This window comes from Noviherbaspirillum sp. L7-7A (genome assembly GCF_019052805.1).
Taxonomy (GTDB): Bacteria; Pseudomonadota; Gammaproteobacteria; order Burkholderiales; family Burkholderiaceae_D; genus Noviherbaspirillum_A.
Genome location: NZ_JAHQRJ010000001.1, coordinates 926,081 through 950,116, shown reverse-complemented (window position 1 = coordinate 950,116; position 24,036 = coordinate 926,081). Strand labels below are relative to the sequence as shown.

25 protein-coding genes are annotated in these 24,036 nt (G+C 64.3%); 10 read left to right on the top strand and 15 right to left on the bottom strand.

Going from position 1 to position 24,036, the window contains the following annotated elements:
* The first annotated feature begins 71 nt into the window (after nt 1-71).
* The 5 genes from KTQ42_RS04385 (at nt 72) to KTQ42_RS04365 (ending at nt 4,057) form a co-directional block, all read left to right on the top strand.
* Nucleotides 72-350 carry a hypothetical protein gene (locus KTQ42_RS04385; protein ID WP_217344393.1) on the top strand — a complete coding sequence of 93 codons (279 nt, stop codon included), beginning with the start codon at nt 72-74 and terminating at the stop codon, nt 348-350.
* A 33-nt stretch (nt 351-383) separates the two neighbouring features.
* Complete coding sequence (dapC, locus tag KTQ42_RS04380) at nt 384-1,592, top strand: succinyldiaminopimelate transaminase (RefSeq protein WP_217344392.1); 1,209 nt, start codon at nt 384-386, stop codon at nt 1,590-1,592.
* Between the two features lie 39 nt (nt 1,593-1,631).
* Nucleotides 1,632-2,456, top strand: a complete 825-nt coding sequence (dapD, locus tag KTQ42_RS04375) for a 2,3,4,5-tetrahydropyridine-2,6-dicarboxylate N-succinyltransferase (protein ID WP_217344391.1) — start codon at nt 1,632-1,634, stop codon at nt 2,454-2,456.
* A gap of 78 nt (nt 2,457-2,534) precedes the next feature.
* The gene (locus KTQ42_RS04370) at nt 2,535-3,665 is read left to right on the top strand and encodes a PilT/PilU family type 4a pilus ATPase (protein WP_217346809.1); all 1,131 of its coding nucleotides are present in this window, start codon (nt 2,535-2,537) and stop codon (nt 3,663-3,665) included.
* Nucleotides 3,666-3,703: 38 nt separating this feature from the next.
* Nucleotides 3,704-4,057 carry an ArsC family reductase gene (locus KTQ42_RS04365; protein ID WP_217344390.1) on the top strand — a complete coding sequence of 118 codons (354 nt, stop codon included), beginning with the start codon at nt 3,704-3,706 and terminating at the stop codon, nt 4,055-4,057.
* Here KTQ42_RS04365 and KTQ42_RS04360 read toward each other — a convergent pair.
* Nucleotides 4,054-4,710, bottom strand: a complete 657-nt coding sequence (locus tag KTQ42_RS04360) for a hypothetical protein (RefSeq protein WP_217344389.1) — start codon at nt 4,708-4,710, stop codon at nt 4,054-4,056. The two genes, KTQ42_RS04365 and KTQ42_RS04360, sit on opposite strands and share 4 nt — an antisense overlap.
* 205 nt (nt 4,711-4,915) lie before the next feature.
* Here KTQ42_RS04360 and dapE point away from each other — a divergent pair, with 205 nt between their 5' ends.
* The 4 genes from dapE to KTQ42_RS04340 all read left to right on the top strand — a co-directional run bounded on the left by dapE (nt 4,916) and on the right by KTQ42_RS04340 (nt 9,875).
* Complete coding sequence (gene dapE, locus KTQ42_RS04355; RefSeq protein WP_217344388.1) at nt 4,916-6,067, top strand: succinyl-diaminopimelate desuccinylase; 1,152 nt, start codon at nt 4,916-4,918, stop codon at nt 6,065-6,067.
* A gap of 65 nt (nt 6,068-6,132) precedes the next feature.
* A complete protein-coding gene (prmB, locus tag KTQ42_RS04350) occupies nt 6,133-7,029 on the top strand; it encodes a 50S ribosomal protein L3 N(5)-glutamine methyltransferase (RefSeq protein ID WP_217344387.1) in 897 nt (298 codons plus the stop codon).
* 13 nt (nt 7,030-7,042) lie between these two features.
* Nucleotides 7,043-8,995, top strand: coding sequence for an ATP-binding cassette domain-containing protein (locus KTQ42_RS04345; protein ID WP_217344386.1), 1,953 nt, complete (start codon nt 7,043-7,045; stop codon nt 8,993-8,995).
* Between the two features lie 55 nt (nt 8,996-9,050).
* Complete coding sequence (locus tag KTQ42_RS04340; RefSeq protein WP_217344385.1) at nt 9,051-9,875, top strand: Rossmann-like and DUF2520 domain-containing protein; 825 nt, start codon at nt 9,051-9,053, stop codon at nt 9,873-9,875.
* 186 nt (nt 9,876-10,061) lie between these two features.
* Here the strand turns inward: KTQ42_RS04340 and KTQ42_RS04335 are convergent, their stop codons facing one another.
* The 14 genes from KTQ42_RS04335 to apbC all read right to left on the bottom strand — a co-directional run bounded on the left by KTQ42_RS04335 (nt 10,062) and on the right by apbC (nt 23,376).
* Nucleotides 10,062-10,721 (bottom strand): energy-coupling factor ABC transporter ATP-binding protein, encoded by a 660-nt coding sequence (locus KTQ42_RS04335; protein ID WP_217344384.1) that lies wholly within the window; start codon nt 10,719-10,721, stop codon nt 10,062-10,064.
* Nucleotides 10,718-11,425, bottom strand: a complete 708-nt coding sequence (locus KTQ42_RS04330; protein ID WP_217344383.1) for an ABC transporter permease — start codon at nt 11,423-11,425, stop codon at nt 10,718-10,720. Before KTQ42_RS04330 ends, KTQ42_RS04335 begins: the two co-directional genes overlap by 4 nt.
* 47 nt (nt 11,426-11,472) lie before the next feature.
* Nucleotides 11,473-12,318 (bottom strand): formate dehydrogenase accessory sulfurtransferase FdhD, encoded by an 846-nt coding sequence (locus KTQ42_RS04325; RefSeq protein ID WP_217344382.1) that lies wholly within the window; start codon nt 12,316-12,318, stop codon nt 11,473-11,475.
* 26 nt (nt 12,319-12,344) lie between these two features.
* Nucleotides 12,345-12,782 carry a hypothetical protein gene (locus KTQ42_RS04320; protein WP_217344381.1) on the bottom strand — a complete coding sequence of 146 codons (438 nt, stop codon included), beginning with the start codon at nt 12,780-12,782 and terminating at the stop codon, nt 12,345-12,347.
* Nucleotides 12,783-12,792: 10 nt separating this feature from the next.
* Nucleotides 12,793-13,971 (bottom strand): formate dehydrogenase subunit gamma, encoded by a 1,179-nt coding sequence (locus KTQ42_RS04315; protein WP_217344380.1) that lies wholly within the window; start codon nt 13,969-13,971, stop codon nt 12,793-12,795.
* Nucleotides 13,972-13,993: 22 nt separating this feature from the next.
* Nucleotides 13,994-14,218 carry a hypothetical protein gene (locus tag KTQ42_RS04310; RefSeq protein ID WP_217344379.1) on the bottom strand — a complete coding sequence of 75 codons (225 nt, stop codon included), beginning with the start codon at nt 14,216-14,218 and terminating at the stop codon, nt 13,994-13,996.
* Nucleotides 14,215-14,880 carry a formate dehydrogenase FDH3 subunit beta gene (fdh3B, locus tag KTQ42_RS04305; RefSeq protein WP_217344378.1) on the bottom strand — a complete coding sequence of 222 codons (666 nt, stop codon included), beginning with the start codon at nt 14,878-14,880 and terminating at the stop codon, nt 14,215-14,217. The genes KTQ42_RS04310 and fdh3B overlap by 4 nt, the downstream gene beginning before the upstream one ends.
* Nucleotides 14,881-14,917: 37 nt before the next feature.
* On the bottom strand, nt 14,918-17,884 hold the full coding sequence (locus KTQ42_RS04300) for a formate dehydrogenase subunit alpha (protein ID WP_217344377.1): 2,967 nt from the start codon (nt 17,882-17,884) through the stop codon (nt 14,918-14,920).
* 15 nt (nt 17,885-17,899) lie between these two features.
* Nucleotides 17,900-18,094, bottom strand: coding sequence for a hypothetical protein (locus tag KTQ42_RS04295; protein WP_217344376.1), 195 nt, complete (start codon nt 18,092-18,094; stop codon nt 17,900-17,902).
* A gap of 262 nt (nt 18,095-18,356) precedes the next feature.
* Nucleotides 18,357-18,977 carry a molecular chaperone TorD family protein gene (locus KTQ42_RS04290; protein ID WP_217344375.1) on the bottom strand — a complete coding sequence of 207 codons (621 nt, stop codon included), beginning with the start codon at nt 18,975-18,977 and terminating at the stop codon, nt 18,357-18,359.
* A gap of 22 nt (nt 18,978-18,999) precedes the next feature.
* The gene (locus tag KTQ42_RS04285) at nt 19,000-21,102 is read right to left on the bottom strand and encodes a 4Fe-4S binding protein (protein ID WP_217344374.1); all 2,103 of its coding nucleotides are present in this window, start codon (nt 21,100-21,102) and stop codon (nt 19,000-19,002) included.
* Nucleotides 21,086-21,721 carry a DUF3306 domain-containing protein gene (locus tag KTQ42_RS04280; RefSeq protein ID WP_217344373.1) on the bottom strand — a complete coding sequence of 212 codons (636 nt, stop codon included), beginning with the start codon at nt 21,719-21,721 and terminating at the stop codon, nt 21,086-21,088. The genes KTQ42_RS04285 and KTQ42_RS04280 overlap by 17 nt, the downstream gene beginning before the upstream one ends.
* Nucleotides 21,718-22,233: a DUF3305 domain-containing protein gene (locus KTQ42_RS04275; RefSeq protein WP_217344372.1), complete on the bottom strand. Its 516-nt coding sequence runs from the start codon at nt 22,231-22,233 to the stop codon at nt 21,718-21,720. The genes KTQ42_RS04280 and KTQ42_RS04275 overlap by 4 nt, the downstream gene beginning before the upstream one ends.
* A 27-nt stretch (nt 22,234-22,260) precedes the next feature.
* Nucleotides 22,261-23,376: an iron-sulfur cluster carrier protein ApbC gene (gene apbC, locus KTQ42_RS04270; RefSeq protein WP_217344371.1), complete on the bottom strand. Its 1,116-nt coding sequence runs from the start codon at nt 23,374-23,376 to the stop codon at nt 22,261-22,263.
* Between the two features lie 339 nt (nt 23,377-23,715).
* On the opposite strand from apbC, the gene KTQ42_RS04265 reads away from it, so the two are divergent.
* Nucleotides 23,716-23,973, top strand: a complete 258-nt coding sequence (locus KTQ42_RS04265; RefSeq protein WP_217344370.1) for a hypothetical protein — start codon at nt 23,716-23,718, stop codon at nt 23,971-23,973.
* Nucleotides 23,974-24,036 lie beyond the last annotated feature (63 nt).

The window sequence follows — 24,036 nt, the reverse complement described above, 5'->3', positions numbered from 1 at the left end:
GCGGAACTGAAGCGGATCGAAGTCCACGTAGTTGACGTCTCTTCAGCAATTCAACCACCCAGCGAGGAATTATGCAGATTGATCCGAAAGACGTGTTGCCCATCAAGGACCTGCTCAGGGAATCGGGCGTTCCAATAGCCGATGGTCAGGTCGAGAAAATTGTCGACCTGCTGAATAAGCTGCTGAAATACAACGATGAAATTGAAAAGCAGACCGAAGCCGAACTGGGACCGGAAGAGTGGGCCAAGGTGAAGGCGGAAAGAGAGCAAGCCATCGCCAAGATCAGCAACGACTTCACCGAAAAGCTGCAGAAAATTCTCGGCAGCATGGAGCCGACCGACAAACTATAATGCCGCCTTCATCTGCTACTCAGGCCGGCATTCGTGAATCCACTCCTTGACAAGCTCCAGCCCTATCCCTTCGAAAAATTGCGCCGCCTGCTGGCCGACAGCCAGCCGGACGCGGCGCGTCGCCCCATCAGCCTGGGGATAGGCGAACCCAAGCATCCGACGCCGGCCTTCATCCGGCAGGCGCTGGCCGACAACCTGGGCGGCCTCGCGGTCTATCCCAGCACGCCCGGCGGCGATCCGCTGCGCCAGGCCATTGCCGGCTGGCTGGAGCGGCGCTACGGCTTGCCGGCCGTCGATGCGGCAAGCCAGGTGCTGCCGGTCAATGGCTCGCGCGAGGCCCTGTTCGCGCTGGCCCAGGCCGTCATCGACCCGCGCGCCGACGCGCTGGTGATCTGCCCCAATCCGTTCTATCAGATCTATGAAGGCGCGGCGCTGCTGGCCGGCGCCACGCCCTGGTTCGTCAACTCCGACCCGGCGCGCAACTTTGCGCCTGACTTTTCCAGCGTGCCGGAAGACGCCTGGAAGCGTGTGCAACTGCTGTATATCTGCTCGCCCGGCAATCCCACCGGCGCGGTGCTGTCGCTGGCTGACTGGAAGGAATTGTTCGACCTGTCCGACCGCTACGGCTTCATCATCGCCGCCGACGAGTGCTACTCGGAGATCTATTTCAAGGCCGAAGCGCCGCTGGGCAGCCTGGAGGCGGCGCACAGGCTGGGCCGTACCGGCTTTGAACGCCTGATCACCTTCTCCAGCCTCTCCAAGCGCTCCAACGTGCCAGGCATGCGTTCCGGCTTCGTCGCTGGCGACGCCGCCGTGCTCAAGCGCTTCCTGCTCTACCGCACCTACTGCGGCGGCGCAATGAGCCCGCCAGTGCAGGCCGCCTCGATCGCTGCCTGGAACGATGAAGCCCATGTCGAGGAAAACCGCGCCAAGTACATCACCAAGTTCAACCAGGTCACGCCGCTGCTCAAGGAGGTGCTGGATGTCGAACTGCCGGATGCCGGCTTCTATCTGTGGGCCAGGGTCGACAAGCTGGCGCCGATCTCGGATGTTGATTATGCGAAACGTCTTTATGCCGAATATAATGTGACGGTCCTTCCGGGCAGCTATCTGGCCCGCGAGGCGCACGGCATCAATCCCGGGCAGAACCGCATCCGCATGGCGCTGGTGGCAGAGGTGGACGAATGCCTCGAAGCCGCGCACCGCATCGTCGAATTCACCGGCAAGCTGGCCAGCCGCTGAGCGCCGCAACCGCAAACCTCAACTCACGAAGCAAACAAGATGACCCAACAGCTGCAGCAACTCATCGATCAGGCATGGGAAGACCGTGCCAGCATTTCCTCCAAGTCGGCGCCGGCCGAAGTCCGCGACGCCGTCGCCCATGTGCTGGAGCAGCTCGATGCCGGCACCCTGCGCGTGGCAGAGAAAGCAGGCGGCGCCTGGACCGTGAACCAGTGGATCAAGAAGGCAGTGCTGCTGTCCTTCCGCCTCGAAGACAATGTCGTGATGCCGTCCGGCAGCCTGCAGTTCTATGACAAGGTGCCCAGCAAGTTCGAGAACTACAGCGCCGAGGACTTCGCCCGCGGCGGCTTCCGCGTGGTGCCGCCAGCCGTCGCGCGCCGTGGCAGCTTCATCGCCAAGAACGTGATCCTGATGCCTTCCTACGTCAACATCGGCGCCTATGTCGATGAAGGCACCATGGTCGACACCTGGGCCACCGTCGGCTCCTGCGCCCAGATCGGCAAGAACGTCCACCTGTCGGGTGGCGTCGGCATCGGCGGCGTGCTGGAGCCAATGCAGGCCAACCCCACCATCATCGAGGACAACTGCTTCATCGGCGCCCGCTCGGAAATCGTCGAAGGCGTGATCGTCGAGGAAAACTCGGTGATCTCGATGGGCGTCTACATCGGCCAGTCGACCAAGATCTATGACCGCGCCACCGGCGAAGTCAGCTATGGCCGCGTCCCGGCCGGCTCGGTGGTCGTGTCGGGCAACCTGCCCTCGGCCGATGGCAAGTACAGCCTGTACTGCGCCGTCATCGTCAAGCGCGTGGACGCCAAGACCCGCGCCAAGACCGGCATCAACGAACTGCTGCGCGACGCGTAAGCCGCTCCCCCGTGCACGGGCTGACACGGCCCGTGCCGCAACATTCCCCCACATGCAAGCAGAGAGCAGGAGCCGATGATGGCCATGGAACGTCTGTTCCAGCTGATGAAGGACAAGGGCGCGTCCGACCTGTTCCTGGCGGTGAACTCGCCGATACAGGTAAAAATCAACGGCAACCTGATACCCGTGAACCAGCAGCGCATGGACCAGGGCGCCATCATGGCCCTGCTCTCCGAGGTCGTGCCGGCCGACCGGCTCGACGAACTGCGGCGCGAGCATGAGCTCAACCTGGGCATCCAGGCCAGCGGCATCGGCCGGCTGCGCCTGTCGGCATTCCAGCAGCGCGGCTCGATCTCGGCGGTGCTGCGCTTCGTGCCCTACCAGATACCGGCGTTGTCGGAATTGCATCTGCCCGCGGTGCTGCCGGAACTGATCATGGCGCGGCGCGGCCTGCTGCTGGTGGTCGGCGCCACCGGCTCCGGCAAGTCCACCACCATCGCCTCGATGCTGGACCATCGCAATGCGATGTCCAACGGCCATATCCTGACGCTGGAAGATCCCATCGAGTTCCTGTTTTCCGCCAAGCGCTCCATTGTCAACCAGCGCGAGATCGGCACCGATGCCCACAGCCTTGCGGTTGCGCTGAAGAATGCGCTGCGGCAGGCGCCGGACTGCATCCTGATCGGCGAGATCCGCGACCGCGACACCATGACCGCGGCCCTTTCCTATGCGCAGTCCGGCCATCTGGTGGTGGCGACCCTGCATGCCAACAATAGCTACCAGGCGCTCAACCGCATCATCAGCTTCTACCCGATCGAGGCGCGGCAGTCGCTCTATCCCGACCTGGCGGCGACGATCCGCGCCATCATCTCGCAGCGGCTGGTACCGGCTATCGATGGCGGCCGCCGGGCGGCGGTGGAGGTCATGCTCAACACCCGTCATGTGGCGGAGCTGATCGAACAGGGCGAGATCGGCCAGATCCGCGAGGCGGTGGAGAAAAGCCTGTCGGCCGGCTCCCAGACCTTCGAACAGGCGCTGATGACGATGATCCGGGAAGGCGTGATCACCGAGGAAGAAGCACTGGCGCATGCGGATTCGGCCAGCAACCTGTACTGGCTGCTCAACAATGGCCAGACCCAGGAACAGGTGGAGGAAAGCAGGAAGGACGACGACGAGCCAACCTTCACCGAATTCACCCTCAACCTCTGACGCGGGCCGGCGGCCCGCCGTACCTGCATCCAGCAACGATGACAATCACTCTCTACGGCATTCCCAACTGCGACACCGTCAAGAAAGCCCGAGGCTGGCTGGCCGACAACGGCATCGACCATGTCTTTCATGACTTCAAAAAGAGCGGCGTCACCCGGGCCATGCTGGAGGCCTGGCTGGCCGACATTCCCTGGGAAACCCTGCTCAACCGGCGTGGCACCAGCTGGCGAGGGCTGCCGGAGGAACGCCGCAATGCGGTCGGCGGTGCCGACGATGCGATTACCCTGATGCTGGAAACGCCTTCGCTGATCAAGCGCCCGGTGCTGGCCAAGGATGGAGCGACGTATTGCGGCTTTAGCGAAAACCAGTACCGCGATCTGTTGCTGCCTTAGGATCCTGCGCCATGAAATTCCGGTGCGCCGCACCCAACCAGGTGCATGGCGCCGGCGAATCCCAGGGCACCCGCAAAAATGAACGGCCAGACGTCGCACGGGCGCAAACCTGCCTGGGCCGACACGCCCAGCGCGGCGAAGCCAGACGCGACGGCCACCAGAAAAGATCCGAGCAACTGAAGGGCCAGCGCAACGGCACAGGAAAGACAGCGGGCGCGGGAGGCGATCCAGCGCCGTTCGTGGGTCCCGGCCAGCACCATGACCTGGACGCTGTACAGGAGCAATCCGGTTCCGCAAACCAGTTGCCCCAGGCGCGTCTGCACGAAAAACGCGGTCGGGTCTTCCTGCGCGCCATCCGTGGTCAGAAGATCGACGGCGGTAAGCGCGACCATGATGAGCAGCGCAACGCTCATCCATCGCCACACCTGCCGGCTGCTCAACGATCCCGCTGCGCTGAGCCATAACACGGGCAGAAAAAGGCTCGCCATCAGCGCCATGGGAAAGAGAAAGGACGATTGACTGGACCAGATGCCGCCGCGATCGGCATAAAGCACGCCAGTCAAGGCGATTGCCTGTGCAAACCCGATCAGCAGGCGGGTGCGCGCCAGGCGAAGGCCGCGTTCCGGGCGCGCGCCATGGAGAATAAGATCCATTGCCAACTCCTTGATTTGTCGGCGTCCTGTCGGACGGAAGGCGAAATATAGGCCAGGCCGGCGCCGGGGAGACAAACCATGCCGAACAATTAGTATTGTTAGCCCATGACAGCCTTCCGATGAGGCGCCTGCCATATCGCACCACCGCGAACCGTATTAGAATCCCGGTCTTTCCTCCCAACTACCGCCCCGCAAGCGAACGCCCATGAATGCCATCGACCCTACCCTTTCCAGCCGGACCCGTGCGCTCACCGAAGAGCTGATCGCCCTGTCCTCGGTGACGCCGGACGACAAGGGCTGCCAGCGCCGCCTGGCCGAACTGCTCGCGCCGCTGGGTTTTGCCTGCGAGACGGTGCAGTCCGGCGATGTGACCAACCTGTGGGCACGGCGCGGCAGCGCGCAGCCGCTGGTGGTGTTTGCCGGCCATACCGACGTGGTGCCGACCGGGCCGCTGACAGCCTGGCAGTCCGACCCGTTCAAGCCCACCGTGCGCGACGGCAAGCTGTATGGCCGTGGCGCGGCCGACATGAAGACCTCGATCGCGGCCATGATCGTGGCGGTGGAGGAATTCACCGCCGCCCATCCCGACCACAAGGGCTCGATCGGCTTTCTGATCACCAGCGACGAGGAAGGCCCGGCCGTCGACGGCACGGTGGTGGTGTGCGACATGCTGAAGCAGCGCGGCGAACAGCTGGACTGCTGCATCGTCGGCGAGCCGACCTCGGTGGACCGGCTGGGCGACATGATCAAGAATGGCCGTCGCGGCACCATGTCGGGCAAGCTCACCGTCAAGGGCATACAGGGCCATATCGCCTATCCGCACCTGGCGCGCAACCCGGTTCATCAGGCGGCGCCGGCACTGGCCGAACTGGCCGCCACCGAATGGGACAAGGGCAACGAGTACTACCTGCCGACTTCCTGGCAGGTATCCAACATCCACGGCGGCACCGGCGCCTCCAACATCATTCCGGGCGAGGTGGTGATCGACTTCAATTTCCGCTTTTCCACCGCCAGCACCGTGGACGGCCTGCAGCAACGCGTGCGCGACATCCTCGACCGCCATGGCCTGGAATACGACCTGAAATGGACAGTCGGCGGCCTGCCCTTCCTGACGCCACGCGGCACGCTGTCGGAAGCGCTTGCGGCCGCCATCCAGGCCGAAACCGGCATCGCCACCGAACTTTCCACCAGCGGCGGCACGTCCGACGGCCGCTTCATTGCGCAGATCTGCCCGCAGGTCGTGGAGTTCGGCCCGGTCAATGCCAGCATTCACAAGATCGACGAACATATCGCCCTGTCCGACATCGATCCGCTGAAAAACATCTACCGCCGCACGCTCGAAAACCTGCTGCGCTAAGCCCTCACCTTCGTCACGGACGAGGCCGCGCCGCCGGCCTTGCCCCCTCCCCCGGAAATCCACTCATGACCTCCACCTATTTTTTCACCCTGCGCGACGTCCTGCGTTTCGCCACCACCCGCTTCAATGGCGCCGGCCTGTTCTTTGGCCACGGCAGCAGCAATGCCTTCGACGAAGCCGCCTACCTGCTGCTGCACACGCTGAAGCTGCCGCTGGACCGGCTCGACCCCTTCCTCGACGCCCGCCTGCTGCCCGAGGAAGTCGACGCCCTGCTGAAGGTGGTGGAGCGCCGCGCGGTGGAACGGGTGCCGGCGGCCTACATCACCCATGAGGCCTGGCTCGGCAGTTACCGCTTCTACGTGGATGAGCGCACCATCGTGCCGCGCTCCTTCATCGCCGAACTGATCCCGGAACAGTTCGCACCCTGGGTCAGCGACCCGGAGGACGTCACCAGCGTGCTGGAACTGTGCACCGGCTCCGGCTGCCTGGCGGTGATGCTGGCCGACACCTTCGGCAACGCCCATGTGGACGCAGTCGACCTGTCTGCCGATGCGCTGGAAGTGGCCGGGCACAATGTCGCCGACTACGCAATGCAGGACCGCATCACGCTGCTGCAGTCCGACCTGTACGATGCGCTGCCCGCCACCCGGCGCTATGACCTCATCATCACCAACCCGCCCTATGTGAATGCCGGCTCGATGGCCAGGCTGCCGCCCGAATACCAGCGCGAGCCGCAGATGGCGCTGGCCGGCGGCGACGACGGCATGGACCTGGTGCGCCGCATCGTCGACGGCGCCCGCTCGCGCCTGAAGCCGGGCGGCATCCTGGTAGTGGAAATCGGCAATGAGCGCGGCCATGCCGAGGCTGCCTTCCCCGACCTGGAACTGACCTGGCTGTCCACCAGCGCCGGCGACGACATGGTGTTCCTGCTCACTGCCGAGCAACTGGGCATTCTGGAATAACGGGCAGGCGACCATGATCCGTTTCCAGCAAATGAGTCTCATGCGGGGCACCAAGGCCCTGTTCGAGAGTGCCGACTTGACCCTGAACCCCGGCGAGAAGGTCGGCCTGGTAGGCGCCAACGGCGCCGGCAAATCCAGCCTGTTCGGCCTGTTGCGCGGCGAACTGCATGCCGACCAGGGAGACGCCGGCTTTCCATCGACCTGGCGCGTGGCCTATGTGGCGCAGGAGACGCCCGCACTGGACCGCTGCGCCCTCGACTACGCAATCGATGGCGACGCCGGCCTGCGCCGGCTGGAAGCCGAACTGGCCGCGCTGGAAAGCCAGCCGGAAAGCGCCGCCAACGGCCATCGCCTCGGCGAACTGCATGCTGCGCTGGCCGATGCCGACGCCTACACCGTGCGCTCGCGCGCCGAGCAGCTGCTGACCGGGCTGGGCTTCACCCAGGAACAGATGGGCCAGCCGGTAGCAAGCTTCTCAGGCGGCTGGCGCATGCGGCTGAACCTGGCCCAGGCGCTGATGTGCCCGTCCGACCTGCTGCTGCTGGACGAGCCGACCAACCACCTGGACCTGGACGCCATCATCTGGCTGGAAGACTGGTTGAAGCGCTATGCCGGCACACTCGTCGTCATTTCCCATGACCGCGACTTCCTCGACGGCGTGGTCAACGTGATCGTGCATATCGACGAGCGCAAGTTGAAGCGCTATTCCGGCAACTACTCCGCCTTCGAGCGCCAGCGCGCTGCGCAGCTCATTCTCACCCAGAGCATGATCGAGAAGCAGACCCGCGAGCGCGCCCACCTGCAATCCTTCATCGACCGCTTCAAGGCCAAGGCGACCAAGGCGCGCCAGGCGCAGAGCCGGATGAAGGCGCTGTCGAAGATGGAGGAACTCGCGCCGCTGCGCGCCGCCGCCGAGTTTTCCTTCACCTTCCGCGAGCCGCAGAATGCGCCGAACCCGCTGCTGGTGATGGAGGACGTCAATGCCGGCTACCGGGTGGAAGACCCGGAGACTCATGCCGTCACCGAAAAGACCATCGTCAGCCACATCACCTTTTCGATGCAGGCGGGCCAGCGCATTGGTCTGCTCGGCATCAACGGCGCCGGCAAGTCCACCCTGATCAAGACCATTGCCGCCGAACTGCAGCCATTGTCCGGCGACGCCCGCTTCGGCAAGGGCCTGGCGATTGGCTACTTCGCCCAGCACCAGGTCGAGATGCTGCGCCATGACGAGTCGCCGCTATGGCACCTGGCGCGCATCGCGCCGGACGTGCGCGAGCAGGAACTGCGCAACTTCCTCGGCGGCTTCAACTTCCCCGGCAACATGGTGACCAGCCCGATCGCGCCATTTTCCGGCGGCGAGAAGGCGCGGCTGGCGCTGGCGCTGATCGTCTGGCAGCGGCCCAACCTGCTGCTGCTGGACGAGCCGACCAACCATCTCGACCTCGAAACCCGGGAAGCCCTGACCGAGGCGCTGGCGCAGTTCGAGGGCACGCTGCTGCTGGTCTCGCACGACCGCCACCTGCTGCGCGCCACCACCGACGAATTCCTGATCGTGGCCGGCGGCCGGCTCACGCCCTTCGACGGCGATCTCGACGATTACCGCGACTGGCTCTTCAGGACCAAGCTGGCCAACCGGGAGGCCCAGGCCAGCGCGCAAAAGGAAGCCGCTGGCATCCCCGACCGGCGCGAGCAGAAGCGGGTCGAGGCGCAGGACAGGCAGCGCCTGTCGGCCCTGAAGAAGCCGATCGAAAGCCGCATCAAAAAGCTGGAGCAGCAGATTGCCGCGGCGACAGAAAAGAAAGCCGGACTCGATGCCCGCCTGGCGGACGCGTCCATCTATGAAGCCGGCAAAAAGGACGAGCTGAAAATACTGCTGGCCGAGCAGGCCGCTTGCGCGCAGTCGCTGGAACAGCTGGAGATGGAGTGGCTGGAGCAGCAGGAGGCGCTGGAAACCATATTGGCCTGACGTCGGCGCACATTGCCGGCCAGATGCTCAGATGCCAGCCAAAGAAGGTGGGGACATGACACCGAGACTTTCCATCATTGGCAGCGGCCACGTGGCCAGGACGCTGGGCCGCCTGTGGCATCGCAGTCAGCGCGTCATGCTGCTCGATGTGCTGAGCCGGTCCGCCGACAACGCGCAGGCAGCCTGCGACTTCATTGGCGCAGGCCGCGCGCTGCACGACTACGGCGCGCTGGCCGTGTCGGACATCTACCTGTTCGCCACGCCCGACGACCAGATCGCCACCTGCTGCGAGCAGCTCGCGGGCAGCGGCAGGATCGTCCCCGGCGCCGTCGTATTTCATTGCAGCGGCGCCCTGCCCGCTTCGGTTTTGCAGGCGGCAAGCGCCCGCGGGGCCAAGGTGGCCAGCGTGCATCCCATCCGCAGCTTTGCCTTGCCCGAGCAGGTCGCGGCATCCTTTCAGGGCACCTGGTGCGGCATGGAAGGCGATGCGCAGGCGCTGGCCATCGTGGCGCCGCTGTTCGAGGCCATCGGCGCGCAATGCATCGATATCGACCCGGCAGCCAAGACCGTCTATCACGCCGCCGCGGTGTTCGCCAGCAATTACCTGGTTACCGTGCTCGATGTGGCAGTGCAGGCATATGGCCGGGCCGGGGTTCCGCAGGACGTGGCGATGAAGCTCATGGAGCCGCTGGTGCGCAAGACGGTGGACCAGGTGTTCGAGGCAGGTACGGCCGCGGCGCTGTCCGGCCCCATTGCGCGCGGCGACATGGCAACCGTGGAGAAGCAGGCCGCGGCGGTGGCTGCATGGGATGCGCAGCATGGCACGCTGTATCGCCGCCTGGCGGAGGCGACACTGGCACTGGCGCGGCGCAAGACGTGACGCCGCGACAGGTTCTTCCGTGCCGCACCGTTTTCGGGAATGTTGACATCGGGCCTGCTACCGAAGCCAGACCGGTGCGCGCCATAAAACCGCGTCTCTTCCCGCGCCTTGTCTTGTCCGGCTGCATGAATGATCGGGGTCGACAGAATCAGCATGGCTGCCTGCCGGCATCTCGTCTCTGGTAGCTCAACCGCCTCTCAATTCGACGCGTCCTTCGCGCAGCTTCATCCGGCGCACGCCAGGCAGGTTGATCAGGTCGCGGTCATGGCAGGCCATCACCACGCTGCTGCCGGCATGCACCAGCGTCGGTATCAGCCCGATCACCGCTTCGCGCGCGGCGCCATCGAGGTTGGCTGTCGGTTCGTCGAGCAGCAGCAGCCTGGGCCGCAGCACCCGTGCGCGGGCCAGCGCGACCCGCTGCTTTTCACCGCCGGAGAGGGTCGCCGGCGGGCTGCTGCGCAGATGGCCGATTCCGGCCCAGTCGATGGCTTCCTCCACCCTGCTGCGCATCTCCTCGCGCGACAGGCCGCGGCCCTTGAGGCCATAGGCGATGTTGTCGGCCACGCTGGTGGAAAACATCACCGGGTGCTGGTGGACATAGGCGATCGCCTCGCGCATTGCACGTGGATAGGGTGACAGCCGGAAGGACTCACCCATGAAGACAAGACGCCCTACCTCGGCCGGTTCCAGTCCGCACAAGACCCGCAGCAAGGTGCTCTTGCCAGCGCCATTGGCCCCGGTCAGCACATAGGCCGTGCCAACGTCGATTTGCAAATGATCGATATCGAGCAGCAGGCGCTGTCCGAAACGCTTGCGCAAGCCGTCGATCTGCAGCAGGCTGCTCATCGCGCCGCCGGCGCCGCATGGGCGTCGCCTTGCAGCAGCATCAGGCCGGCATTGATCACCAGCGAAATCGACACCAGCACGATGCCCAGCGCAATGCCCTGGGCGAACTCGCCCTTGCTGGTTTCCAGCGCGATCGCGGTGGTAATGGTGCGGGTCTCGCCGGCGATATTGCCGCCGACCATCATGGCGCAGCCCACCTCGGAAATTACCCTGCCGAAGCCGGTGATGACGGCCGCCATCACGCCGAAGCGCACCTCATGCAGCACCGTGAGCATGACCCGCCAGCGCGAGGCGCCGAGCGTGATCGCGGTTTCGGCCAGGCGTACATCGGCGGCCTGCACCGCCGCCAGCGTGAAGGCGATCAGCACCGGCAAGGCGATCAGCACCTGCCCTGCCACGATGCCGGTCTGCGAGAACAGCCAGCCGAGTTCGCCCAGCGGGCCGCGTCGGGAAAGCAGCAGATACAGCAGCAGGCCGATCAGCACGGTGGGAAGGGAGAGCGATACCTGGGCCAGCCAGATCAGCACGCGACGGCCGAGGAAGCGGTGGGAGGCGATCGCATAGCCGCAGACAACCGAAAACGGGGTGGCGATCAGCAGCGCGAGGAGCGTGGTCTTGACGGAAATCCAGATGATGCGCCACAGGTTCGCATCGCCGGAAACGAGCAGTGCGAAGGCGTCCTGAATAGCCTGGATCAGATGCATTGCGTGGTGCGGAAGGCGGCGGGCGCCCGGTTGATTGCCATCGTCATTCAGGCAACGCGGCGCGTCTGTTCGGCCAGGCCAGGCTCGAACTGCAGGCGTTCCCTGCCGGTCAGCAGCAGGAAATGCTTGCCGGTGCAGCGCGCCAGCAGCGACATGCCCAGCTTTTCGGCCACCATGTGGCCCATCTGGGTGGTGCCCGAGCGCGACAGCAGGAAGGGGATGCCCATCTGCGCGCCCTTGATCACCATTTCGGACGTCAGCCTGCCGGTGGTATAGAACACCTTGTCGTCGCCGCGCATGTCGTCCAGCCACATCTTGCCGGCGATGGCGTCGACCGCGTTGTGGCGGCCCACGTCTTCGACGAAATGGATCAGCTCGCCTTCCGCAGAAAACAGCGCGCAGCCGTGCACCGAGCCGGCCTGCTTGTAGATCGAGGGCTGGGTGCGGATGGTATCGACGATACGGTAAAGCACCGACTGCTTCAGGCGCGCGTCCGGGTTCAGGGTGATGGCATCGACATCGTCCATCAGGCCGCCGAACACCGAGCCCTGGCCGCAGCCGGTGGTGACCACGCGCTTCGAGGTGCGCTCCTCCACATGGGCAATGCCGTGCCGGGTCCTGACGGCCACGGCGTCGACGCTCCAGTCCACCTGCACCGACTCGATGTCTTCCAGCGATTTCAGCAGACGCTGATTGCGCAGGTAGCCCAGCACCAGCGCTTCGGGCGCGCCGCCCAGCGTCATCAGCGTGACCAGCTCGCGCTTGTCGACATACACCGTCAGCGGCCGCTCGGCGGGTATCGCAATGGTGGAAACGCGGCCGCGCTCATCCATCACTTCAACCTCATGGGTGAGTGCTGCGGCGGCGTTGCTGAGCTGGGGACGGCTGGACATGGCGATGCGGAAGCTTGCCTGCCTTCCTATTTCTTCACTTCGGCGGGCGCCGGCGGCTTGCCGGCGGCCGGCACCGGCAGCGAGTCGGCGACGCCGACCTTGGCACTGGCCGCGGCGGCGACATAGGGGCCGGGGTCCTGGCATGGCGGAATCGCCGGCGCGGCCGCAGCCGTTGCCGGTGCGGTCGCGGAAGCGGCGGGAGCCGGAGCGGCGGGAGCCGGAGCAGCAGCGGCCGGCGCAGCCGGCGTCTCAGCCTTGGGCTGGGCGCCCTTGGCCTTGCGGTAGGACGCGGCCACGCGGTCCTGCGCCTGGCACAGCTGGTAAGCCGCCACCTTGTCCGACCAGGCGGTCTTTTGCTTGGCCTCATCCGCCTTGGCTTGCGCTTCCGGGCTCAGGGGCGGCAGCTTGGCAAGCGCCGCGCCGGCCAGGGACATGCCCAACAGGGCGATCAGTAATTTATTCATCCATCACTCCTCAAACCGCCTTGACCGGCGTGCTGACGCGGTTCGCGCCTTCCTGGGTACGCACCCGCGGCACCTTGCCGCTTTCGATGTCGTCGTACCAGAGCTCATGGTGCTCCTTGGCCCAGGTGTCGTCGACATAACCATGGCGCATTGCCGCATAGGCGCCTTCCATGCCTATCGTGCCAAGATAGATGTGGCCCACCGACATCGCGGTGACCAGCACGGCCGCCGTCAGGTGGATCACATTGGCGATCTGCATGTTGCCACGGCTGTAGATGATGCCGGGGACCAGCATGTCAAGCACGAAGCCCGATGCGCTGACGATCAGGCCCAGTACCACCACGCCCAGCCAGAACCACACCTTCTCGCCACCGTTGAAGCGGCCGGCGGGCGGATGGCCCTTGCCGATCACGCCGCCGAGCCGCGCCAGCCAGCGCAGGTCGGTCAGGCCCGGTATGTTGTCCTTCACATAGGTGATGAACATCACCACCAGCGAGCCGGCAAACAGCGGGCCGACGAAGTTATGCACGTTCTTGCCGGCATAGGTGATCCAGCCGAACAGCGTATGGCCAAAGATCGGCAGCAGCACATACTTGCCGAACAGGATCATCACCCCGGTCGCCGCCAGCGTGACAAAACTGATCGCCACCGTCCAGTGCACGATGCGCTCGAACGAGGTGAAGCGTTCGATCAGACGGCCCGTCAGCGGCGCCTTCATCCGGATCTTGCCCCCGATGAAATAGACAGCGGCTAGCAGGATCAGTGCCCCGAGCAGCAGCCAGCCGCCGAATTTGGTCAATGGGCCGTTGCGGTACTGGCGCCAGGCCTCGCCTGCGGTAGTAGCCCGCATCTGGCCGGGGAACTGGGCCTTGGGCTGGATCAGCACGCCCGAGTCCAGCGCCGGCAGGCTGGAATAATTGGTCGTGCCTTCCTTGACCACGCGCCAGGTCGGCGCGGCATTGCCGGGCTGCACCTGGGTGCGTTCGGCCTGGTTCTGCTTCAGGATGTCGGCCGACTCCACGCCCGGAAAGCCAGGGCTGGGCGCGGAAGTGATGCCGGGTGGCGACTGCGGCGGCGTGCTGACGACGATGCCGCCCGGCGGCACCGGTGTCTTGTCCTGCGCCGGCGCGATGGCCGTCGTTGCCAGCAACGACAGACCCAGCGCCAGGCTGGCTAAGCATTTTTTCATGGCTGCTCCGATACAGAGGGCATCAGTTGGTCTTGTTGTACTCGTTCTGGGTCTGCGCGCGGTTGCGCAGCTGGGTTTCCCAGACGGCCTTGTCGCCCGGGGTCCAGTTCTTCGCAACATAGGCGTTCTTGGCGCCCTGCCACGGCTGGTCGGGCGACTTGTTGCGGCTGGCCGCCAGGGTCTGGTCACGCTCGCCGCAGGCCGACAGCGCCAGCAGCGCCGCCATCATCACCGCAGCGCGCATCATGACTTCACCCCTGCCGACGTCTTGGTGGCGGCCGGCGCCGGTGCCGGTGCTGGCGCCACGGCGTTGCTGTTGGGCGCGCGGCCGTAGGCCGTACCCCAGCCCCAGACCTCGCTGCCCTTGCCACGGCGCAGCACGCGATTGCGGAAGATGTCCGCCACCACATCGCCGTCGCCGCCCAGGAGCGCCTTGGTCGAGCACATTTCCGCGCAGGCCGGCAGCTTGCCTTCGGCCAGGCGGTTGCGGCCGTATTTCTCGAACTCGGCATGCGAGCCGTCGGCTTCCGGTCCGCCGGCGCAGAAGGTGCACTTGTCCATCTTGCCGCGCAGGCCGAATGTGCCGTTGGACGGGAACTGCGGCGCGCCGAACGGGCAGGCATAGGAGCAGTAGCCGCAGCCGATGCAGATGTCCTTGTCATGCAGCACCACGCCTTCGTCGGTGCGGTAGAAGCAGTCGACCGGGCACACCGCCATGCAGGGCGCGTCGGAGCAGTGCATGCAGGCGACCGAGATCGATTTCTCCTGGCCGATCACGCCGTCGTTGATGGTGACCACGCGGCGCCGGTTCACGCCCCAGGGCACCTCATGCTCGTTCTTGCAGGCGGTTACGCAGCTGTTGCATTCGATGCAGCGCTCCGCGTCGCAGATGAATTTCATTCTTGCCATTTGCTATTCCTCTTTATTCGCTGTTGGCTACGCCGCATCAGGCCACGATCTTTTCGATGTTGCAGATGGTGGTTTTGGTTTCCTGCATCATCGTCACAACGTCATAACCGTAGGTGGTGGCGGTATTGACCGCCTCGCCGCGCACGATCGGCGCCGCGCCGTCCGGGTAGTACTCCTTCATGTCGCGGCCCTGCCACCAGCCGGAGAAATGGAAGGGAATGAACGCGGTGTCCGGACCAACCCGCGGCGTCACCAGCGCCTTGACCTTGATGCGCGCGCCGGTCGGCGTGGCCACGATCACGTACTCGCCATCGCGGATGCCGCGGTCGGCCGCTGCCTTCGGGTTGATCTCCACGAAGTTTTCCTGCTGCAGCTCGGCCAGCCATGGGTTCGAACGGGTTTCCTCGCCGCCGCCCTCGTACTCGACCAGACGGCCGGAGGTCAGGATGATGGGGAATTTCTCGTACAGCTTCTGCTCCACGTTCTTGTCCTGCACCGACTTGTAGAGCGTCGGCATGCGCCAGAACGCCTTCTTGTCGTCATGGGTCGGATACTTCGCCACCAGGTCGGGCCGGGTGCCGTACAGCGGCTCGCGGTGCTTGGGCACGGGGTCGGGGAAGTTCCAGACCACGGCGCGCGCCTTGGCATTGCCGAACGGATGCACGCCATGCACCTTCATCGTCACGCGCTGGATGCCGCCGGACAGGTCGGTCTTCCAGTTCTTGCCTTCTGCGGCCTTCTTCTCCGCCTCGGTCAGGTCGTCCCACCAGCCCAGCTTCTTCAGCAGGATGTGGTCGAATTCGGGGTAACCGGTGGTGATGTCGGAGCCGACCGAATGCGAGCCGTCTTCGGCCAGCAGGCTCACGCCATCGCGCTCGACGCCGAAATTGGCGCGGAAGTTGCCGCCGCCGTCCATCACGTGCTTGGTGGTGTCGTACAGGTTGGGCGAGCCCGGATGCTTCATTTCCGGCGTGCCGAAGCATGGCCATGGCAGGCCGAAATAGTCGCCGGTGATGTCATAGCCGGTCGCCGCGTCCTTGCCGCCCTTGGCGCGCAGGGTCTTCACGTCGAACAGATGCATGTTGCGCATGTGCGCCTTCAGGCGCGTCGGCGACTGGCCGGTGTAGCCGATGGTCCAGGTGCCGCGGTTGATCTCTTCCAGCATCGACTCGGGTTCCGGCTCCATCATGCCGCCCTTGCCCGGCACCAGCTTGATCTTCGCCACCAGCTCCTTGGCGAAGCCCAGCTTTTCCGCCAGCTGGTACATGATCATGTGGTCGGTGCGGGACTCGAACAGCGGCTCGATGACCTTCTCGCGCCATTGCACCGAGCGGTTCGACGCGGTGGCCGAGCCGGAAGTCTCGAACTGGGTGGCGGCCGGCAGCAGGTAGACGGCGCGGTTGGGGTTCAATTCCTGGCCATCGACCTTCATCGCCGCCATCGCCGCGGTGGCCGACGGATACGGGTCGATCACCACCAGCAGGTCCAGCTTGTCGAAGGCCTTCTTCATTTCCAGGCCGCGGGTCTGCGAGTTCGGCGCATGGCCCCAGAACACCATCGCCTTGACATTGCTGTCCTGGTCGATCAGCTCGTTCTTTTCCAGCACCGCATCCACCCAGCGCGACACCGTGGTGCCGGACTTTTCCATCATGGCCTGCGAGGCGAACTGCTTCTTCACCCATTCATAATCCACGCCCCAGACAGCGCACCAGTGCTTCCATGCGCCGGTGGCCAGGCCGTAGTAGCCGGGCAGCGAATCCGGGTTGGGGCCGACGTCGGTTGCGCCCTGCACGTTGTCGTGGCCGCGGAAGATGTTGGTGCCGCCGCCCGACACGCCGACATTGCCCAGCGCCAGCTGCAGGATGCAGGAAGCGCGCACCATGGCATTGCCGATGGTGTGCTGGGTCTGGCCCATGCACCAGACCACGGTCGAGGGCTTGTTCAGCGCCATCGTCTGCGCGGCCTTGAACACTTCGGCTTCCGGCACGCCGCAGGCTTCCTCGACGCGGTCCGGCGTCCACTTCATCACTTCTTCCTTGACCGCTTCCATGCCGTAGACGCGGTCGTGGATGTACTTCTTGTCTTCCCAGCCGTTCTTGAAGATGTGGTACAGCATGCCGTACAGGTAGGGAATGTCCGAGCCGGAACGGATGCGCACGTACTGGTCCGCCTTGGCCGCGGTGCGGGTGTAGCGCGGATCGACCACGATCATCTTGCAGCCGGTTTCCTTCGCATGCAGCATGTGCAGCATCGACACCGGATGCGCCTCGGCAGCGTTGGAACCGATATACATCGCCGCCTTGGCGTTCTGCATATCGTTGTAGCTGTTGGTCATGGCGCCATAGCCCCAGGTGTTGGCAACGCCGGCCACCGTGGTGGAGTGGCAGATGCGGGCCTGGTGGTCGCAGTTGTTGGAGCCAAAGAAGGAGACGAACTTGCGCAGCAGCTGTGCCTGCTCGTTGTTGTGCTTGGACGAGCCGACCCAGAACACCGAATCCGGGCCGCTGGTCTTCTTCATGTCCAGCAGCTTGGCGGCGATCTCGTTATACGCCACGTCCCAGCTGATGCGCTGGTACTTGCCGTTGACCAGCTTCATCGGGTACTTCAGGCGATACTCGCCGTGGCCGTGCTCGCGCAGCGCGGCGCCCTTGGCGCAGTGCGCGCCGAGGTTGATCGGCGAATCGAACACCGGCTCCTGGCGCACCCACACGCCGTTTTCCACCACCGCGTCGACCGCGCAGCCCACCGAGCAGTGGGTGCAGACGGTGCGTCGCACCTCGATCTTTGCGCCCGGCGCGCCAGTCTTGGCGCCGTCGGCCGCATTGGACTTGCGGATCAGGCCGAGCTGCGCGGCTGCGATACCGGCGCCTACGCCGATGCCGGAGCGCTTCAGGAACATGCGCCTGTCCATGGTCGGCAATGCGCGCGACAGGGTATCAGCCAGGCTGGATGAAAAACGCGTGTTCGTACGCTGGCCCGACTGGCCTTTGCGAGTCAACAGCATGGGGTCACCTCGAAATTAAATAGTGGTAGTGCGGTAGTACTTCTTGACGTGCTCGCTTAAGCGATAGCTGTTGCCTTCAGGCTCGGCAGGCTGATCGGCGACGGCTTGAGCAACGCTGGCAGGCGCCAGCTTGGCTGCAACGCCTGCGGCCGCGACCAGGCCCAGGCCCGCAAAAAAACTTCTGCGCGCGATTTTCTTCTGTTCGGACATGATGTTTTCCTGGTGGTTGTACGTGGCCTTGTACTTTTCTGCTCTTCTGCTCTTCTGTTTTTCTTCTGGCGCCACGCGAGACGATGAAATGACCGTTTTATTTATACAAAACTTGACCTATCGCATTGTAGGTCGAAACTCAACAAATGCAACTGGGAAATGCAATTAAGTGCATGCGATTGTGGAAAATACGTACAGACAAGCAAAGCATTTCCTGTGTTGCGCTGCCGCAAAAATAAGGCGTCGCAATCTCGGACCAACGCTAGCTCATGTCAAAAGCCTGCATCTCGACTTCGAAGAAGGTCCGCGCAAGTGCCGTCACCACGCGGTAAAACCGGGATTCCGGGTGCGCGGCGACGGCGTCGCACATGGCTACCACCCACGGCTGCATGTGGGTGGCGAAGAAGCGCTTCTGCTCCGCGATACCCACAGGTGCAATTTCATCGGACGCAATCAAATAGCGCATCACTTCGCAGAGCATGGCGATATGGTCCTCGCTCTCCGTGACCGAGGCATCGCGTTCCAGGCCCAGCTGGGCCAGGTCGGTGCGCAGGGCTGCCAGCGGCTTTTCCATCAGGAAGCCCGACAGGTAGTAGGAACCGTAAAGCATCACTTCCGGCTTGCCCACGCCGATGAAGAGCGATTCATATTCATCCCGCACGGCTTCGGGGTCGGCCTCGCGGCAGGCAGCCACCAGCCCAGCCCAGGCCTGCTCCAGCACGCCCTCGCCTTCGCTGCGCGCCGATGCGATCGTGTCGATCAGGTCCTGCGAAGGCGGCGCCGCGTACAGGGTGGCCAGCAGGCCGTACAGGTCGGCGCGGGCGGTTTCCTCGCCACGGTCGGGCGATTCGAATTTGATCGGCTGGGAACTGCTCATGGACATCGTCTTTCCTGAACGGCGGCGCTCAATGCGGCCGCGTCACGCTGGTAATGGTTGCTTCGCTCTTGTTTTCCATCATGTCCACCACGCGGCAGTCGCCGCACATCTTGATGCGGTTGATGTTGCCGGCGAATGCGCCATGCAGCGACAGCTTGGACACCATGTTTTCTATCATCTGCAGCGTGCCGAACGGCGCATTGCAGCGGATGCAGTGGAAGGGCTGCGCCTCGTTCAGCACCACCGGCTGGCGCGCCGCCTCGGTCAGCAGCAGGCGCGGCGCCAGGCTGATCGCATTCTCCGGGCACGTCTTCTCGCACAGGCCGCATTGCACGCAATTCTTTTCCACGAAACGCAGTTGCGGCGCATTGGCGTTGTCCATCAGCGCCGATTCGGGACAGGCGCCGACGCAGGACATGCACAGGGTGCAGGCACTCTTGTTGACCATGACCTGGCCATACAGCGCGCCCGCCGGCAGCGCAATCTGTTCCGGCTTTCGCGGCCCGTTCTTGAGCAGGTGGTCCAGCGCCAGGTCCAGGGTGCCGCGCTTTTCGGCGGCCGCATTGAAGCCGGCGCGCCGATCCGGCGCCTGGGCCGGCATCAGCGCCGCCAGGCCGGCATCGAGCCCGGTTGCCGTGTCGGCGCGCAGCAGCGAGAAGTGCACGCCCTCGTAACCCAGGCCATTGACGATGGTTTGCGCCACCGCCATCTGCGCCTGCAGCGCATCGACATACTGCGGCGCTTCCTGGCTGGTGATCAGCACCGTGATATTGGTTGCGCCATAGGCGATGGCCGACAGCCACAGGTCCAGGCCGGTGGCGGCGGCATGATGCATGCCGACCGGGATCACCCGCGCCGGCACGCCGCGCAGGCGCCCGCCGGCGCGTGCCATGCGTCCCAGCTGGCCCAGCAGTTCCGCGCCGCGCTCATGGCCGTGCAGCAGCAGCGCCGGCGCCTTGCCGCCCGCGCTGAAATAGGTCGACAGCAATGTCTTGAAGCGGCGTGCGGTATCGGGCGCGCGCGGATAGGCATAAGTCAGCGCGCCGGACGGGCATACCGTGGTGCAGGCGCCGCAACCCACGCACAGGTTCGGGTTGACCTTGATCAGGTTGCCATCGTGGCTGACGGCCTCGGCCGAGCAGACGTCGATGCAGGCGGTGCAGCCGACCTTGCCGTTGCGGCCGTGGGCGCACAGCTTGTCCTTGTAGGCGAAGAACTTGGGCTTTTCGAATTCGCCCACCATCTGGGCCAGCTTCAATGCCGCCTCGGCCTGCGCCATCTCGCCGGCGCCGGGCGCGAAGTAGCCCTGTGGCGGCTGATGCATGCCCAGCAGCGGCGTGTCCGACAGGTCCAGCACCAGGTCATAGCTGCCTTCGCGCGCCGTGTCCTCGCGCATGAAGTCAATGGCGCCGATGGCGCCGCATGCCTTGGTGCAGTCGCGGTGCGAGGTGCACTTGCTCATGTCGATCTGGTAGGTCAGGTCGATTGCACCTTCCGGGCATACATCGACACAGGCATTGCAGCGGGTGCAGACTTCCAGGTCGATCGGATTGGCCTGCTTCCAGCGCACCGTAAACGCGCCGAGCCAGCCCTTGACGTCGATCCCGCTGCCGGAAAAGGTCGGGAAGGTGCGTTCCTCCAGCATCTCGCCGGCGCTGCCCGATGTCAGCAGCAGGCTTACATCCATTTGCGCGGCCAGGCGGCGTGCCCAGGGCAGCGCGCGCGATGCCGGGCCGACGACCAGCACATGGCCGGCCGAGTCATAGCTGACAGTAGGCACCGGCTCCGGCTCGGGCAGCGCTGCGGCTGCCAGCAGCGCAGCCATCTTGGGCAGGGCTGCGCCGCCCTCCTTGCCCCAGCCGCCGGTTTCGCGGATGTTGACGAAGCGCAGCGGCGCAACCGCCTTGCGTTCGGCGGCCAGTTCGGAAAACAGCGCCTGCTCCTGGGTGCAGGCAACGACAACGTCATCGACGCCCTCGATGGCCCCGAGGAAGCCGCCGACTTCACGCCGGCACAGTTCGGTGGCGACCGGCAGGGGCTCCACGCCCAGGGCTGCGCCCAGCGCGGCGCCCGATCGGGCATCCAGCGGCATGGTCCGGTTACAGCTGCAGACTTTAAATTGAGTGGTCATCTTGGGGTGCTTCGGTATCCTGGGGGTTGGGCGCAGGCGCCTCGGCTGGCGGCGCTTCGGCTGTTGCGTCGGTTGGGACGGCATCAGGCTGCGGCGGCACAGTGTCAACGCTCTCAAGCTCATCCTGCGGCGCTTGCGCAGCGGCTTCGGCTGATGTCGCCTCGGCATGCGCTGGCGCGCCCTGCTCTGCCTGTGCTTCCTGTTGTGGCTGCCCGGGCGCCAGATCCAGCATCCGCATCACCGGCTGCTTCAGCTGGCCGAGCGGATCGAGCAGCGGCTTGGCATGCTCCAGCATGGCCAGCATCGCCGCCGGCAGGGGTTCGAACTTGTTGTAGTCGTCTATATAGATATCGAGGCCGTCCATCACATTGAAGTGCGGATCGGTGAACAGCTTTTTCATGGCCGAGCGGCGCACCGTTTCATCGACGCCGGGTGCGACGAAGCGCCGGAAGTCAGCGTCATGGTTCAGCGCCGCCACGTCGTCCAGCGTGGGCGGCGGCAATGCCTCGGCCGGCGCTGGGGGTGCTACAGAAGCATCCGGCGCGGCATCCTGCTTCCTTTCCTCCGCTGCTTCCTGCTTGCGCCTGGACCAGCGGCTGAAGAAATCGTCGGCGCTCATGCATCCCCCTTTTCCTGGTCCGCCATCTGCTGCACCGCGGCGCCGCCTTCGAAGGAAGGCTTGCGCCGCTTGCGCTTGGGCTCGGGACGATAATGCTCGGCGGCGAAGCCCGCCACCAGATCGATCATGTCCTGCGGCAGCGGCACGGTGTCGACCTGCTCGCCGCCATCCATCAGCCGCGCCGCTTCATTGTAGGAAAGCGTCACCGACTTCGGCATCGCCACCTCGACGCCATCGACCTCGTCCATGCGCCACATCACGAACCAGCAGGGCTGCGGCGCATTGACGTTCAGGTGATAGCCCTCGCCCTCGTCGCTGTACAGCGCCACTTCGAGGCCGGCATGCAGCCAGCGGCTGTCGGCATCATCCTCGCGCAGGCAATACACGCCGGCCGGCCGCTGCAGCTCTTCGCCGGCGATGACTTCCAGCAGCCGCCACTGATGCGACTGCCAGCGGTTATCGAGCCGGCGCCGTTGCATCACGACGCCGACTGGCATTGCTTCCGTATGCATGATTGCTTTCCCGGCCTGTGCGCTTGATCAGTCGTTGCGGATGACGATATTGGGAAACTTGCCGGACATGTCCTTGGCCTTCTCCGCCACCTTCACCGCGATCTTGCGGGCGATCTCGCGATAGATGGCAGCCACCTTGCCGTCCGGGTCGGCGACCACGGTCGGCATGCCGCTGTCGGTCTGCTCGCGGATCGACATCGTGAGCGGCAGCGCGCCAAGGAAGTCCACGCCATACTCGCCGCACATCTTCTGCCCGCCGCCTTCGCCGAAGATCGCTTCGGCATGGCCGCAGTTGCTGCAGATATGCATGCTCATGTTTTCCACGATGCCGAGGATGGGAATGCCCACCTTCTCGAACATCTTCAGGCCCTTGCGCGCATCCAGCAGCGCGATGTCCTGCGGCGTGGTGACGATCACGGCGCCGGTGACGGGCACCTTCTGCGACAGCGTCAGCTGAATGTCGCCGGTGCCGGGCGGCATGTCGACGATCAGGTAATCGAGCTCGTGCCAGTTGGTCTGCTCAAGCAGCTGCTGCAGCGCCTGGGTGACGATAGGGCCGCGCCAGACCATGGGTTCGTCCGGATCGATCATGAAACCGATCGACGATACCTGCAGGCCGTAGTTCTCCATCGGCTCCATGGTCTTGCCGTCGGTGGTTTCGGGACGGCCAGAGATGCCCATCATCATCGGCTGCGAAGGGCCGTAGATATCGGCGTCGAGAATGCCGACCCGCGCGCCTTCGGCCGACAGCGCCAGCGCCAGGTTGACTGCGGTGGTGGACTTGCCGACGCCGCCCTTGCCGGAAGCGACGGCAATGATGTTTTTTACATTCGACAACAGCTTCACGCCGCGCTGCGCGGTGTGGGCCACGATCTTGCTGTAGGCGTTGACGCTGACATTGCCGGCGCCGGGCAGCGCGCGGATGGCGGCAATCACGGACTTGCGGATGCCGTCGATCTGGCTCTTGGCCGGATAGCCCAGTTCGACATCCAGCGTGACATCGTCGCCTTCGACCTTGATGTTTTTTGCGGACTTGCCACTGACCAGATCGCGGCCGGTATTGGGGTCGATAACCTGCGTTAACGCGGCCTTGACCGCTTCTGTCGTGATGCTCAATTCGTTCTCCTGGCTGGAATGGCGCAAGTCTAAACCAAACGGTCGTGCTGCGCTCTGGGTGTCGGCTGCGGATTATATTTCTTAGTGGGAAATGTTGCCGGGTGTGGCAGAACGGCACACAAAACTTGAAGAAGATGCCAATGTTTTCGGCGAGGCTGTTGATGGAATGGAACCGGGTGACGCGATCAGCAGCAAGCGCCAAATGCGTGTCAGATTTCCATCGGACCAATTCAAGGAAAACTGCTACAGACTGCAGGACGCTTCAGCAAGCGTTGTATTCATATGCTGTTCAGCGTGGATTTTCATCTTAAGTCTCGACGAATATTTTTCGTTGAGCTCAACACCCTTTCAAAAAGGCAAAACATCATGACAAAAAACTTTTCCTCCTTTGGCAACGAACTCTCACTGGGTGAGCTGGCGACTATCGCAGCAGGCAAGGATGGAGAACTGTTTGCTGGCGAATATGAAAATTCAGGCAAGCAAGTTGGGAAGATGACCAGAACGGAACTCCTGAAATTCTATAAAAACCTAGGGATCGGTTATTGCGTTAGCGGCAACGACGCCAGGCTGCGCTTAGGCTTCTTCTCTATTCTCCCAGTGACTCTTCAAACAGAGGGCTGGTAACTCCTCGAATTAAACATGCGGCAGGACATGCCTCAAGATTTGACAGCGGCAGCACGTAGCCTG